This is a genomic window from Methylobacterium sp. A54F (genome assembly GCF_053346035.1).
The window spans coordinates 223,176-235,958 of record NZ_JBKFBF010000009.1 but is presented as its reverse complement, the minus strand read 5'-3'; the positions used below and the strand labels follow the sequence as shown (position 1 = coordinate 235,958).

Annotated in this window: 15 protein-coding genes and 1 other RNA gene; 7 read left to right on the top strand and 9 right to left on the bottom strand. The window is 72.2% G+C overall.

The features are described from left to right. Window position 1 precedes the first annotated feature (1 nt). Window positions 2-1,000 carry a D-cysteine desulfhydrase family protein gene (locus ACLBXP_RS16720; protein WP_447668875.1) on the top strand — a complete coding sequence of 333 codons (999 nt, stop codon included), beginning with the start codon at window positions 2-4 and terminating at the stop codon, window positions 998-1,000. 73 nt (window positions 1,001-1,073) lie between these two features. Here the strand turns inward: ACLBXP_RS16720 and ACLBXP_RS16715 are convergent, their stop codons facing one another. From ACLBXP_RS16715 to ACLBXP_RS16680, 8 genes are all read right to left on the bottom strand, one after another. Beyond that, on the bottom strand, window positions 1,074-1,361 hold the full coding sequence (locus tag ACLBXP_RS16715) for a hypothetical protein (RefSeq protein ID WP_447668874.1): 288 nt from the start codon (window positions 1,359-1,361) through the stop codon (window positions 1,074-1,076). 121 nt (window positions 1,362-1,482) lie between these two features. Then, a complete protein-coding gene (locus tag ACLBXP_RS16710) occupies window positions 1,483-2,496 on the bottom strand; it encodes a peptidoglycan -binding protein (protein ID WP_447668873.1) in 1,014 nt (337 codons plus the stop codon). Window positions 2,497-2,500: 4 nt separating this feature from the next. Beyond that, window positions 2,501-3,475 (bottom strand): MotA/TolQ/ExbB proton channel family protein, encoded by a 975-nt coding sequence (locus ACLBXP_RS16705; protein ID WP_447668872.1) that lies wholly within the window; start codon window positions 3,473-3,475, stop codon window positions 2,501-2,503. 116 nt (window positions 3,476-3,591) lie between these two features. Then, on the bottom strand, window positions 3,592-4,413 hold the full coding sequence (locus tag ACLBXP_RS16700; protein ID WP_447668871.1) for a TIGR00282 family metallophosphoesterase: 822 nt from the start codon (window positions 4,411-4,413) through the stop codon (window positions 3,592-3,594). A 3-nt stretch (window positions 4,414-4,416) separates the two neighbouring features. After that, window positions 4,417-5,010, bottom strand: coding sequence for a 5-formyltetrahydrofolate cyclo-ligase (locus ACLBXP_RS16695; RefSeq protein ID WP_447668870.1), 594 nt, complete (start codon window positions 5,008-5,010; stop codon window positions 4,417-4,419). Continuing rightward, window positions 5,000-5,157, bottom strand: a non-coding RNA gene (gene ssrS, locus ACLBXP_RS16690) — 6S RNA. The genes ACLBXP_RS16695 and ssrS overlap by 11 nt, the downstream gene beginning before the upstream one ends. A 78-nt stretch (window positions 5,158-5,235) precedes the next feature. Further along, window positions 5,236-5,595: a cell division protein ZapA gene (locus ACLBXP_RS16685; protein ID WP_447668869.1), complete on the bottom strand. Its 360-nt coding sequence runs from the start codon at window positions 5,593-5,595 to the stop codon at window positions 5,236-5,238. Window positions 5,596-5,673: 78 nt separating this feature from the next. Continuing rightward, window positions 5,674-5,979, bottom strand: coding sequence for a DUF4164 family protein (locus ACLBXP_RS16680; protein ID WP_447668868.1), 306 nt, complete (start codon window positions 5,977-5,979; stop codon window positions 5,674-5,676). Between the two features lie 317 nt (window positions 5,980-6,296). Here ACLBXP_RS16680 and gap point away from each other — a divergent pair, with 317 nt between their 5' ends. From gap to ACLBXP_RS16650, 6 genes are all read left to right on the top strand, one after another. After that, window positions 6,297-7,304 carry a type I glyceraldehyde-3-phosphate dehydrogenase gene (gene gap / locus ACLBXP_RS16675; protein WP_447668867.1) on the top strand — a complete coding sequence of 336 codons (1,008 nt, stop codon included), beginning with the start codon at window positions 6,297-6,299 and terminating at the stop codon, window positions 7,302-7,304. Window positions 7,305-7,472: 168 nt separating this feature from the next. Further along, entirely contained in the window at window positions 7,473-7,988 is a 516-nt protein-coding gene (locus ACLBXP_RS16670) for a hypothetical protein (RefSeq protein ID WP_447668866.1), read from the top strand. Between the two features lie 47 nt (window positions 7,989-8,035). Next, the gene (locus tag ACLBXP_RS16665; RefSeq protein WP_447668865.1) at window positions 8,036-9,238 is read left to right on the top strand and encodes a phosphoglycerate kinase; all 1,203 of its coding nucleotides are present in this window, start codon (window positions 8,036-8,038) and stop codon (window positions 9,236-9,238) included. A 234-nt stretch (window positions 9,239-9,472) separates the two neighbouring features. Then, window positions 9,473-10,543 (top strand): class II fructose-bisphosphate aldolase, encoded by a 1,071-nt coding sequence (gene fba / locus ACLBXP_RS16660; RefSeq protein WP_447668864.1) that lies wholly within the window; start codon window positions 9,473-9,475, stop codon window positions 10,541-10,543. A gap of 10 nt (window positions 10,544-10,553) precedes the next feature. Then, window positions 10,554-11,204 (top strand): thiamine phosphate synthase, encoded by a 651-nt coding sequence (locus tag ACLBXP_RS16655; protein ID WP_447668863.1) that lies wholly within the window; start codon window positions 10,554-10,556, stop codon window positions 11,202-11,204. Further along, window positions 11,201-12,241 (top strand): tetratricopeptide repeat protein, encoded by a 1,041-nt coding sequence (locus ACLBXP_RS16650; RefSeq protein WP_447668862.1) that lies wholly within the window; start codon window positions 11,201-11,203, stop codon window positions 12,239-12,241. The genes ACLBXP_RS16655 and ACLBXP_RS16650 overlap by 4 nt, the downstream gene beginning before the upstream one ends. 31 nt (window positions 12,242-12,272) lie before the next feature. Here ACLBXP_RS16650 and ACLBXP_RS16645 read toward each other — a convergent pair whose 3' ends face one another. Beyond that, a complete protein-coding gene (locus ACLBXP_RS16645) occupies window positions 12,273-12,698 on the bottom strand; it encodes a DUF779 domain-containing protein (protein WP_447668861.1) in 426 nt (141 codons plus the stop codon). Window positions 12,699-12,783 lie beyond the last annotated feature (85 nt).

Here is a 12,783-nt window from a genome sequence, read left to right as displayed (position 1 = left end):
CGTGGGCCTCGACCTCGCCCGCTTTCCGCGCCTGCCGCTCGTGCCGCGGCCGAGCCCGATCGAACCCCTCGACGGGCTCACCCGCGCCCTCGGCGACCGCCTGCGCGGCGTGCGGATCCTCGTGAAGCGCGACGACCTTGCGGGCTTCGGACTCGGCGGCAACAAGCTCCGCAAGCTCGCCTTCCTTCTCGGCGCGGCCCGCGCCGAGGGCGCCGACACCGTGATCACGGTGGGCGCGCTGCAATCGAACCACGCCCGCCTCACGGCGGCCGCCGCCGCCCGCACCGGCTTCCGCTGCGAGCTGTTCCTGACGCGCACCGTCCCGCGGACCGATCCCGACTACCGCCGCAACGGCAACCGCTTCCTCGACGAGCTGTTCGGCGCGCAGGTCCACGAGCTGGCGGGCGACGCCGACGCCCTGCGCCACGCCGAGGAGCGCGCCGAGGCCCTCCGGGCGGAGGGGCGCCGCGTCTACGTGTTTCCCTCGGGCGGTTCGAGCCCGACGGGCTGCCTCGGCTACGCCGAGGTCGCCGCCGAGATCCTCGATCAGGCGACGGAGCACGACCTCGACCTCGCGCAGGTCGTCGTGCCGAACGGATCCTCGGGTACGCATGCGGGCCTCGCGGCGGGTCTCGCGGCCTCGGGGCGCGATCCGCGCCTCGCGCGGTCCTACACCGTGCTGGCCGCCCGGCCGGACGCGCTGGACACGACGCTGGACAAGGCCCGCGCCACCGCCGCCCTGCTCCGGCCCGGCCTCACCCTCGAACCCTCGGACATCGACATCGACGGGGAGCATCGCGGCCCGGCCTACGGCATCCCGACGGACGGGATGCGCGACGCGGTGCGCGCGCTCGCCAGCAGCGAAGGCCTGCTCCTCGATCCCGTCTACAGCGGCAAGGCCTTCGGGGGTCTCCTCCACGACATCGCGGCGGGTCGCTACGCGCCCGGCTCGACGGTGCTGTTCGTGATGACCGGCGGGGTTCCCGGCCTGTTCGCCTGAGCGGCGTCCCGACTCGGCCGGGACATCAGGCGAAGCCTGAGTCCCGGACCGGGATCGCGTGGTCGCCCTCCCCTCAGTCGCAGATCCGGCGGACCACGAGGTCGCCGTCCTCGGTGACGAAGCGCTTGACGTAGCAGGCGCCGTAATAGGCCGGCACGACGCCGACGAAGCGGGGCCCGAAGCCGAACCGGTGACCGAAGCCGCGATGGCCGAAGCCTCCGCCGAAGCCGCCTCCGAAGCCTCCGCCGCCGTGGCGAAACCCGCCGCCCCCGCCGAAGCCGCCGCGCGCCGACGCTTCGGTCGCGCCGAGCGCCACCAGACCGGCCGCAAGGGCGGCCGCGATACGAACCGAACGAACCATGATGTGCCTCCTGTGTCGCGGGCCGGACGATCCCGGCCCCGGAGGCGTGTATGGCGCCATCAGCCGCGCGCGACCGTGATCCGGGTCACGGAGCCTGGACGGACGGAGGGGCGGCCGCGGCCTACCGCTCGGTGAGCTTCAGCTCGATGCGCCGGTTGCGCGCGTAGGCGTCCTCGGTGGTCCCGGCGTCGAGCGGCTGGAACTCGCCGAAGGCCCCGGCGAGAAGGCGCTGGGGCGGGATGCCCTTGCCGGCGAGGTACTGCACGACGGCGATGGCGCGAGCGGCCGAGAGGGACCAGTTCGAGGGAAACTGGGCGCTGGCGATCGGCCGCGCGTCGGTATGCCCGTCGACCCGCAGGACCCAGGGGATGTCGCCGGGGATCTGCCGGGCGAGGTCGAGGATCGCGGCGGCGATGCGGTCGAGCTCCGGGCCGGCCTCAGGCTTGAGGGATGCCGAGCCGCCCGGGAACAGCACCTCGGATTGCAGGACGAAGCGGTCGCCCACCACGCGGATGTCGGAGCGCGCCCCCAGGATCTGACGGAGCCGGCCGAAGAAGTCGGAGCGGTAGCGGGCGAGTTCCTGCACCTTCTGGGCGAGCGCCACGTTCAACCGGCTGCCGAGGTCGGCGATCCGGGCCTGGCTCTCGCGGTCGCGCTGCTCGGAGGCAGCCAGCGCGTCCTCCAGGGCCGCGAGCTGGCGGCGCATGGCGCTGATCTGCTCGTTGAGGATGTCGATCTGCGAGAGGGCCCGCTTCGTCGCCCCGCGCTCGGCCTGGAGCTGCCGGTCGAGGTCACCCGCCGCGCCCTCGCGCGCGGCCCCGGCCTGCGCCTGAGCCTGGGCACGGTCGCGGTCGGCCTCCGCCGCCAGCAGCGTCGTGCGGAGCGACTGGGCCGCCTCTTCCTGCGCGCGCCGGTTCGAGCGTTCGAGGGCGAGGAGGTCCGTGAGGTCGGCGAGCTGGCGGTTGAGCTTGGCCAGCACCGAATCGCGCCCGGTGATCTCCTGCGAGAGGAAGAACTGGCCCACCACGAAGATCGTCAGCAGGAAGACGACCGACAGCAGCAGGGTCGCCAGGGCGTCGACGTAGCCCGGCCAGACGTTGAGGCTGCGCTCCCGGCGCACGGCCCGCGAGGCCATCGGCTCAGACCCTTTCGCGGCCGAGGCGGTCGAGCACCTGCTTCAGCTCGCGCTCGCGGCTCGCCTGCGCCTCGACCCAGTCGCGGATCATCTGCTGCTCGGCCCGCATATGCTGCACGAGCCCCTGGATGCCCTCAGCGAGGTTGGTCATGGCCTGCGTCGCCGTGCGGCCGTTGGCGCCCTCGGCGACGACCGCCGTCAGGCGCTCGACGGCCTCCGTCAGGGCGCGGGCCGCGGCCGGATCCTGGCCGACCGGGCGCGCCGGCACGGCCTCGACGGCGGCGGCCTCGCCCGAGACCAGCCAGTCCTCCAGCTCGTTGTGGAAGCGCGCGTGCGCCTGCCCGGCCTGCAGATCCAGGAAGCCGGTGACCAGGGAGCTGGCGAGGCCGAAGAGCGACGCCGAGAAGGCGAGTCCGATGCCGGCCAGCGGCACCGCGAGGCCGTTCTTCAGCTCGTCGAACATCACGCTCGCGTCGCCGCCGCCGCCGCGCATCGACTTGATCACCGAGCCGACCGCCGACAGCGTGTCGATGAGGCCCCAGAAGGTGCCGAGGAGGCCGAGGAGGATCAGGATCCCGGCGACGTAGCGCAGGATGTCGCGGCCCTCGTCGAGGCGGGCCGACACGGTGTCGAGGGAGGGCCGCACGCCCGCGAGCGTCTGGCCGTCGCGGCGCGCATCGATGGCGGGCACGAGCGGAGCGAGGAGGTTCGGCGGCTGGCGCGCCGCCGTCCCGGCCGCCACGGCGTTGACGTAGTTGGCCTCGCGGTAGAGGCGGACCACCTGCCCGAAGGCCAGGATCACCGCGATCAGGAGGACGCCGAGGATCAGGCCGTTGAGGCCGGGATTGGCCAGGAAGGCCGGCGTGATCTGCCGGTAGAGCACGAAGGCCAGGAAGCCCACGAGGACCAGGAAGATCACCATCCGGACGAGGTAGATGCCGGGCTTGCTGATCGGCGGTGACGCGGAACGGGCGGCCATCGGTCGCGAACTCATCTCAGGTCTGCCAGCGCGGCGCGGTCGGTCACGGCCGCACTGTGGCGGCAGGCGCCGGACCGATCAAGCCACGTCTCCGGTCCGTGCCGGGTGCAGGCTGCCTATTCCCAGTCGCGGGGCCAGGTTTCCTCCAGGTGCGGTCCGAGGCGCACGGCAGCGACCCGCGTGGCGAGCCCCGTCCGGGCATCGGTCTCGATCGCGACGCCGCACAGGGTGCCCTCGCCCTGCGCCGCCTCGTAGCGGGTGCCGGGCGTCTTCTGCAGGAAGCGCCGCAGCGGCTCGTCCTTCTGCATGCCGAGCACCGAATCGTAGTCGCCGCACATGCCGGCATCCGACATGTAGGCGGTGCCGCCCGGCAGGATGCGGTGATCGGCGGTCGGCGAATGGGTGTGGGTGCCGACGACGAGGCTCGCCCGGCCGTCGAGGAAGTGACCGAAGGCCTGCTTCTCGCTCGTCGCCTCGGCGTGGACGTCGACGATCACGGCGTCGGCCGCGGCACCGAGGGGGCAGGCCGACAGCTCCCGCTCCACGGACGCGAACGGGTCGTCCATGGCGTCCATGAACACGCGGCCCATCACGTTGACGACGAGGACCCGCCCGCCCCGCGGCGTCTCTACGATCGCGGCGCCGCGGCCCGGCGTGCCGCCTGGGTAGTTGGCCGGCCGGATCATGCGCGGCTGCCGGGCGATGAAGACCAGGGCCTCGCGCTGGTCGAAGGAGTGGTTGCCGAGGGTCACGACGTCCGCGCCCGCGCCCAGGATCTCGTCGCAGATCGCCTCGGTGATCCCGAAGCCCCCCGCCGCGTTCTCACCGTTGACCACGACGCAGTCGAGGCTCCAGCGCTCGCGCAAGGCCGGCAGGCGCTCGGTCACCGCGAGACGGCCCGGGCGCCCCACGACGTCACCGAGGAAGAGGAGGCGCATGGCTCAGGTCCGGCTCAAGGGGACGGCCCCGGCCTCGGTGAAGAGGTGGTCGAGGGGTTCGTCGTGGGGCTCGGCGGGCACCTCGGGCACCTCCTGCACCGAGAAGGCGACGCCGATCGTCAGGAGCGGCCCGTTCCGCGACAGGCGGGCGATGGCCTGGTCGTAGTAGCCGCGGCCGTAGCCGATGCGCTGCCCCCGCCGATCGAAGGCGGCGAGCGGCACGATGAGGGCGCCGGGATCGAGGGCCGGCAGGTCGTCGCGGGGCTCGCTCAGACCGAAGCCGCCGCGCACCAGGGCCTCGCCGGCGCGCCATTCGCGGAAGACCAGACCGTCCGGCGTCACCTTGGGCAGCGCCACCCGCTGGCCGCGCGCGAACAGCCGCTCGATGATGGGCCTCGGATCGACCTCGCTGCGGATCGGCCAGAACGCGCCGACGATCGGCGCATCGGCCAGCCGCTCGACCGAGAGGACGCCCTCGGCGATCCTTTGGGCGCCGGACTTGCGAAGCTCGGGGTCGAGCGCGTCGCGGCGCGCGAGCGCCTCCGCGCGGAGGCTCGCCTTGTGGGCGGCGGAGGGAGGAGTGGAGTGCGGAGCCACGTGAGCCGTTGGAGTGTCGATCCCGGGAAACCTACAGAGTAGGTGGGCGCCGTGTTGACCAAGTCCAGGGACGAGGCCAGGGACAGCTCCCGAGGGAGTCGATAAGGCCCCGGGGAAAAGTTCTCCTGACGAACCCTGCAGCTCCGCAGACCCGATGTAGCGTCGCGCGCGGCCCCGCGCCAGTGGCGATCGGCCGCTCAGAGGTTGCGGGCGCAAGGGCCGGGTTCAGGCGCCGGAGAGCGCCCGGGCCATGCGTTCGACGCGCTCGGCCGCCGCGCCGAGGCTCGCGGCCGCCCGGGATTCCCGCGCCTGCGCGTCCGACTCGGCGGCCTGCGTCCGGGCGCCGAGCGCGGCGACCTCGGCCTCCAGCGCCCCGAGGCGGCGGCGCATCTCGGTGAGCTCGTCCACGACGGTGAGGGCCGCCATGACCTGGAGGCGCATGTCGCCGATCTCGCCGAAGGCCTTGCGCATGTCCCCGATGCGCCGGTCGAAGTCGGCGGCGAGTTCGATCAGGTGATCCCCCTCCCCCTCCCCGCAGGACATGCGGTAGCTCTTGCCGTCGATGAGGACGTTGACGATGGGCATCGGCGCCTGAGCCAGCGGTTGCGGAGCCCCCTGGATGCCGGGTGAGCGGGCGGCGGGTCAAGGGCGCAGGCCGCCGCCTCAGGCGCCGGTATGCTCGCTGCCCGAGGGCTCGGCCAGGGCCGCCTCCACCGTGTCGATGGCCCGGTCGAGGCGAAGGCCCACCGCGTCGGCCGCTGCCTCGGCCCGTTCGAGCGCCGCCTGCGCGGTGTCGAGGGCGGCGGCGAGGCGCGCCCGGTCCTCCGCCATGATGGCGAGCTCCGTCTCCCGGTCGTCGGGGATCGCGTCCGCTTCGAGCCGGCGCGCCACCACTCCTTCGAGGCGCGCGAGCGCCGCGTCGAGGCGCGCGGCCGCAGCATCGATCCCGCTCTCGTTCGTGTCTGTCATGGCGCCGCGACCGCAGCCCTCCGGGGCGCTTCAGGATCGCTGTTCATCGCCCATGGTTTGTCACCCCGCAACCTTTGACAGGTGTCCCCCCCTGTGAGACACCCGCCCCGCGCGCCGAATACGGCGCACGACTGCCGGATACCTCGCCCCGTGACACGCCCATGGCCCCCGCGCGCCTCATCCCTTGACTGGATGATCGCGAGCGCCGGAGCGGCCGGGGATCCGGTTCATCCCAGGTTCAAGCGAATTGCCCAGAGAGCGGTGCGAGCCAACGCGCGCCCGCTCGCCGGGACGATGCATCAGGAAGGAGTCACGCCGTGACGGTGAAGGTTGCCATCAACGGGTTCGGGCGCATCGGCCGCAACGTCCTGCGCGCCATCCACGAGGCCGGCCGGCAGGACATCGAAGTCGTGGCGATCAACGACCTCGGCCCGGTCGAGACCAACGCGCACCTGCTGCGCTACGATTCCGTGCACGGCCGCTATCCGGGCGAGGTCGGCGTCGAGGGCGACGCCCTCGTCATCGACGGCAAGCGCATCCGGGTCACCGCCGTGCGCAACCCGGCCGAGCTGCCGCACCGCGACCTCGGCGTCGACATCGCGCTCGAGTGCACCGGCATCTTCACCGCCAAGGACAAGGCCAAGGCGCACCTCGACGCCGGCGCCAAGCGCGTCCTCGTCTCCGCGCCCGCCGATGGCGCCGACCTGACGGTCGTCTACGGCGTCAACCACGACAAGCTCACCGCCGAGCACCTCGTCGTCTCGAACGCCTCGTGCACCACGAACTGCCTCGCGCCGGTCGCCAAGGTGCTGAACGAGGCCGTCGGCATCGAGCGCGGCTTCATGACGACGATCCACTCCTACACGAACGACCAGCCCTCCCTCGACCAGATGCACAAGGATCTCTACCGGGCCCGCGCCGCGGCGCTCTCGATGATCCCGACCTCGACGGGCGCGGCGAAGGCCGTGGGCCTCGTGCTTCCGGAGCTGAAGGGCAAGCTCGACGGCACCGCGATCCGCGTGCCGACCCCCAACGTCTCGGCGGTGGACCTCGTGTTCACGGCCAAGCGCGCCACCAGCGTCGACGAGATCAACGCCGCCATCAAGGAGGCCGCCGCCGGCCCCCTGAAGGGCGTGCTCGGCGTCACCGACCGGCCGAACGTGTCGATCGACTTCAACCACGATCCGCACTCGTCGACCTTCCACCTCGACCAGACCAAGGTCATGGACGGCACCTTCGTGCGCATCCTGTCCTGGTACGACAACGAGTGGGGCTTCTCGAACCGAATGGCCGACACGGCCGTCGCGATGGCCAAGCTGATCTGAAGGCGCTGATCTGAAGACGCTGATCGGAACCGGCGGTTCTGCCCGTTCTCCACAACGGCCGACGGCGCCCCGCCCGCCGGCCGACTCCGACGGGACAAGGGTGTTACAAGGCCGGGACCCGGGACCGTCGCGTCCCGGCCGCTTCTCCAACGGAAGGGCAGCCCGACGATGACCGACGCCGCAAACAAGCCGACCGGCCAGGGCTTCATTCCGCCGACCAGTCAGGACGAGGCCCGCGCGGTGATCGGCGGCCCCGCCCAGGCGCCGACGCCGGCGGCCGCCAAGCCCGCCCCCACCCCGCAGCAGCAGCCGCCGCAGCCGCAGCCCGTGACCAAGCTGCCGGCGACCCAGCTCCTCGACCAGCTGGCGCGCATCGAGGACAAGTGCTCCCGCATCGAGGACAAGTACGCCCGCTCGGAGGCGCTGCTGTCCCGCGTGGAGGACAAGGTCCAGAACGCCTCCACCCGCATGGACGAGGCCGCCCGGCAATCCGACCTCGCGGCACTCCGCCAGGAGGTGCGCGGGATCAACGATCGCGCCAAGCGCCTGCCCGGGACGGGCGCGCTCGTCCTCACCGCCATCATCACCGCCGTGCTGACGGTGGTGCTGATGGTCGCCGTGCAGCGCCTGAACCTCGACAACCTCCTGCCGCCCCGGGCGAGCACCACCACCGCCCCGCGCTGACGGACCGGAGCGCCCCCGCGGCGCCCACAACAGGGACTTCATCCAGGATGACCGCCTTCCGCACCCTCGACGATGCCGGCTCGCTCGCGGGCAAGCGCGTGCTGCTGCGCGTCGACCTCAACGTGCCGATGGAGGCCGGCCGCGTGACCGACGCGACGCGCATCGAGCGGGTGGTCCCGACCATCCGCGAGATCGCGGAGGCCGGCGGCAAGGTGGTGCTGCTCGCGCATTTCGGCCGCCCGAAAGGCAAGCGCGAGCCGGGGGACTCGCTGCGCCCCGTCGTGGCGACCCTGTCCGACACGCTCGGCCGTCCGGTCGCCTTCGCTGAGGATTGCGTCGGCGAGCCGGCGGCATCCGCCATCGCGGCGATGCAGGACGGCGACGTGCTGCTCCTCGAGAACACCCGCTACCACGCGGGCGAGGAGAAGAACGATCCGGCCTTCACCGACGCGCTGGCTGCGAACGGCGACGTCTACGTCAACGAGGCCTTCTCGGCGGCCCACCGCGCGCACGCCTCGACCGAGGGCCTCGCCCATCGGCTGCCGGCCTATGCGGGCCGGCTGATGCAGGCCGAACTCGACGCGCTGACCAAGGGCCTCGAAGCGCCCCGGCGCCCGGTGATCGCCCTCGTGGGCGGCGCCAAGGTCTCGTCGAAGATCGACCTCCTGCAGAACCTCGTGTCCAAGGTCGACACGCTGGTGATCGGCGGCGGCATGGCGAACACCTTCCTGCACGCGCAAGGCAAGCCGGTCGGCAAGTCGCTCTGCGAGCGCGACCTCGCAGAGACCGCAACGCGCATCCTTGCGGCGGCAAAGGCCGCGAACTGCCGCATCCTGCTTCCCGTGGACGCGGTCGTCGCCTCCGAGTTCAAGGCGAACGCCGCCCACGAGACGGTGGGCGTCGACGCGGTGCCGGAGGGCGGGATGATCCTCGACGCCGGCCCGCGCTCCGTCGCGGAGATCGACGGCGCGATCGACGAGGCCGCCACCCTCGTCTGGAACGGGCCGCTCGGCGCCTTCGAGCTGACGCCCTTCGATGCGGCGACGGTCGCGGCGGCCCGCCACGCGGCGGACCGCACCCGGGCCGGGAAGCTCGTGTCGGTGGCGGGTGGCGGCGACACGGTCGCGGCCCTCAACCACGCGGGCGTGGGCGAGGAATTCTCTTATATCTCGACCGCGGGCGGCGCCTTCCTCGAATGGCTCGAGGGCAAGGCCCTGCCGGGCGTCGAGGCCCTTCGGGCCAAGGCGTGAGGCTTGCGGGCCCGAGGCTTGGGTTCGAGGCTTGGCGGGAAAACCGGATCCGCGCGCCCTATATCGGGGCCTCAGACCTTCGGGAGCGGCGACCGGGCGATGAGCGCTCTCAACGGGAGCCTGGAGAAGCGGACGCGGGAGGCGCCTCCCGATACGTCGCGCCTTCGCGCGGGCCGGACCCCGATCCCGAACCCCACCGGCAAACCCTAGACCCTACCTGAGAGACGGCGGACCATGGCACGCATCACCCTGAGGCAACTCCTCGACCACGCCGCCGAGCACGAGTACGGCGTGCCGGCCTTCAACATGAACAACATGGAGCAGGGCCTGGCGATCATGGCGGCCGCGGCGGCCACCGACAGCCCGGTCATCCTTCAGGCGAGCCGCGGCGCCCGCGCCTACGCCAACGACATCCTCCTCGCGAAGATGATTGACGGCCTCGTCGAGATTTACCCGCACATCCCCGTCTGCATGCACCTCGACCACGGCAACAACGAAGCCACCTGCGCGACGGCGATTCAGTACGGCTTCACCTCGGTGATGATGGACGGCTCCCTCAAGGCGGACGGCAAGACGCCCGCCGACTACGCCTACAACGTCGAGATCACCCGCAAGGTCACCGAGATGGCCCACTGGGCGGGCGTCTCGGTGGAGGGCGAGCTCGGTGTGCTGGGCAGCCTGGAGAGCGGCAAGGGCGAGGCCGAGGACGGCCACGGCGCCGAGGGCGAGCTCTCGCACGACCAGCTCCTCACCGATCCGGAGGAGGCGGTGAAGTTCGTGGCGGCCACGAAGGTCGATGCCCTCGCGGTCGCGATGGGCACCAGCCACGGCGCCTACAAGTTCACCCGCAAGCCCGACGGCGCGGTGCTGGCCATGAACGTCATCGAGGAGATCCACCGCCGCCTGCCGACGACCCACCTCGTCATGCACGGCTCCTCGTCGGTGCCGCAGGACCTGCAGGACATCATCAACCAGTACGGCGGCGAGATGAAGCCGACCTGGGGCGTGCCGGTGGAGGAGATCCAGCGCGGCATCAAGCACGGCGTGCGCAAGATCAACATCGACACCGACAACCGCATGGCGATGACCGGCCAGATCCGGAAGGTGCTCACCGAGACGCCCTCCGAGTTCGACCCGCGCAAGTACCTGAAGCCCGCGATGGACGCGATGACGAAGCTCTGCAAGCAGCGCTTCGAGGAGTTCAACACGGCGGGCCAGGGCTCGAAGATCCGGCCGGTCTCGGTCGGCGCCATGGCGAAGCGCTACGCGGACGGCACCCTCGATCCGAAGATCGACGCGCGCTAAGCACGCGGCCATGACCGACACGGCGACCCGGCTGACGCTGCTCAGCCCGCACCAGGTCGATGCCGAGGGCATCGACCGCCTCCTCCCGCAGCTCGGGGCGGCCCTGCCGGTCGCGGACGTGGCGGCCGTGCTGCTGCGCCTCGCGCGGTCCGACGAGCGCAGCCTCGTGTCCCTCGTGAAGCGGGTCTCCGCGGTGACGCAGGCGGCCGAGGTCGCCCTCGTCCTCGCCTGCCCGGGGCTCGAGGGGGACCTCGTCGGGGTCGCGGCGCGGGGCGGCGCGGACGGCGTCCACGTCGACCGGGCAGCCGAGGCCGCCCTGCGCGACCTGCGCGGCCGCCTGCGCGACGGGCGGATCCTCGGAGCCGGCGGGCCGGAGACGCGGCACGGCGCGATGGAGGCCGGCGAGACCGGCGTCGATTACCTGATGTTCGGCGGCCTCTACCCGGACGGTGTCGCGCCCGACGCGGAGGCCGTGCGCGAGCGCACCGCCTGGTGGGCCGAGATCTTCGAGACGCCCTGCATCGGCGTGGCGGCGACGGAGCCCGAGATCGCGGGGCTCGCGGCGACGGGCGCCGAGTTCGTGGGCCTGGAGAGTGGAATCTGGACGCAGGGGCCGGAGGCGATGCTTCGGGCGCAGGACCTGATGCGGGGCGCGCGTTGAGGGCGGCACGCGGTTTTCTCGTAGGCGCCTGCCTGGTCCTGTCGGCCTGCGCGGCCCAGGCCGTGACCGACCGCAAGGCGGAGCCCGTCAAGCCCGCGGAGGCCGGCGGCGGAGCCTCGCCCGCCAAGGAGCCGCTGCGCGACCTCCCCTCCCCCTACACCCCGAACTACGCGGGCGGCGCCCGCCCGCCGGCGACCGGCCGCCCGGCGGACTTCGCCTACGGCGCCTACCAGCGCGGCCAGTACGTCACGGCCTTCCGGGAGGCGACGAAGCGCATCGAGGCCGATCCCAAGGACGGGCCGGCGATGACGCTGCTCGGCGAGCTCTACAACCAGGGCCTCGGCGTGAAGCAGGACCCGGTGCGGGCCGCGGAGTGGTACAGGCTCGCGGCGGCTCAAGGCGAATCGAGCGCCCTGTCATCCCTCGGCCTGATGGCCATGGATGGGCGCGGCATGGCCAAGGACATGAAGGCCGGCCGCCGCTGGCTGGAGCAGGCCGCCGAGAAGGGCCAGCCGACCGCCTCCTACAACCTCGCGCTGCTGCTCCTCGGGACAGGCTCGGAGGCCGACCTGAAGAGGGCGGCCGAACTCTACCGCAAGGCGGCGGAGGGCGAGATCGGGCCCGCGCAGCACGACCTCGGGGTGCTCTACCTCCAGGGGCGCGGCGTGCCGAAGGATCCCGCCAAGGCCGCCGAGTGGTTTCGCCGCTCCGCGGACAACGGCGACCTCGCGGGCGAGGTCGAGTTCGCGATCCTCTTGTTCAACGGCACCGGCGTCACGAAGGACGAGGCCCGCGCGGCGCGCTACTTCCTGCACGCCGCGGGCCGCGGCAACGCCATCGCCCAGAACCGGGCGGCCCGGCTCTACGCGGTCGGCCGGGGCGTGCCGAAGAACCTCGTGGAGGCCGCGGCCTGGAACCTCGCGGCCGCCGCGCAGGGCCTCTCGGATGCCTGGCTCGACCAGACCCTCTCGGGGCTGAGCCAGGAGGATCGCACCAAGGCCGAGCGCCTCGCCAACGAGCGCGCCGATCCGAAGTGATCCCCCCGAGATTCTTTCCCGAGGTGATCCCTCAGAGCTTGCAGGCGCCCTGAAGGGCCGCGTTCTCGGCGCTGGTGAACAGGCGGGATCGGATGTGGAACCGCTTCTCGCGGCCGTTCTCCAGGGAAAACATGCCGCCGCGACCCGGCACCACGTCGAGCATGATGTGGGTGTGCTTCCAGACCTCGAACTGCGTCCGGCTGATCCAGAAGTCGGCCCCGGCGACCTGCCCGAGATGCACGTCGCTGTCTCCGGTCACGAAGTCGCCCTGCGGGTAGCACATCGGCGACGAGCCGTCGCAGCAGCCGCCCGACTGGTGGAACATCACGGGCCCATGTTCGGCGCGCAGCTCCTCGATCAGCGCGATGGCGGCCGGAGTCGCGGTGACCCGCAGCGGCGTGCCGTCGACGCCCGCCTGCTCCGCGGTCACCGGGTCGAGGGCGGCTTGCTCCGTCATGGCGTTCTCTCCGATCGGTCGTTTCGTGATGATCCTGCATCATCTGAGCACGGCGGCGCGAAAGTCCAACGCCGGCCGCCGGATC

What these genes read in the sequence shown, in the direction of transcription:
- ACLBXP_RS16655 (WP_447668863.1), top strand. Translation starts at nt 10,554, where the DNA reads ATGACCGACACGGCGACCCGGCTGACGCTGCTCAGCCCGCACCAGGTC.
- ACLBXP_RS16670 (WP_447668866.1), top strand. Translation starts at nt 7,473, where the DNA reads ATGACCGACGCCGCAAACAAGCCGACCGGCCAGGGCTTCATTCCGCCG.
- ACLBXP_RS16700 (WP_447668871.1), bottom strand. Translation starts at nt 4,413, where the DNA reads ATGCGCCTCCTCTTCCTCGGTGACGTCGTGGGGCGCCCGGGCCGTCTC.
- ACLBXP_RS16665 (WP_447668865.1), top strand. Translation starts at nt 8,036, where the DNA reads ATGACCGCCTTCCGCACCCTCGACGATGCCGGCTCGCTCGCGGGCAAG.
- ACLBXP_RS16645 (WP_447668861.1), bottom strand. Translation starts at nt 12,698, where the DNA reads ATGACGGAGCAAGCCGCCCTCGACCCGGTGACCGCGGAGCAGGCGGGC.
- ACLBXP_RS16715 (WP_447668874.1), bottom strand. Translation starts at nt 1,361, where the DNA reads ATGGTTCGTTCGGTTCGTATCGCGGCCGCCCTTGCGGCCGGTCTGGTG.
- ACLBXP_RS16705 (WP_447668872.1), bottom strand. Translation starts at nt 3,475, where the DNA reads ATGGCCGCCCGTTCCGCGTCACCGCCGATCAGCAAGCCCGGCATCTAC.
- ACLBXP_RS16710 (WP_447668873.1), bottom strand. Translation starts at nt 2,496, where the DNA reads ATGGCCTCGCGGGCCGTGCGCCGGGAGCGCAGCCTCAACGTCTGGCCG.
- ACLBXP_RS16680 (WP_447668868.1), bottom strand. Translation starts at nt 5,979, where the DNA reads ATGACAGACACGAACGAGAGCGGGATCGATGCTGCGGCCGCGCGCCTC.
- fba (WP_447668864.1), top strand. Translation starts at nt 9,473, where the DNA reads ATGGCACGCATCACCCTGAGGCAACTCCTCGACCACGCCGCCGAGCAC.
- ACLBXP_RS16685 (WP_447668869.1), bottom strand. Translation starts at nt 5,595, where the DNA reads ATGCCCATCGTCAACGTCCTCATCGACGGCAAGAGCTACCGCATGTCC.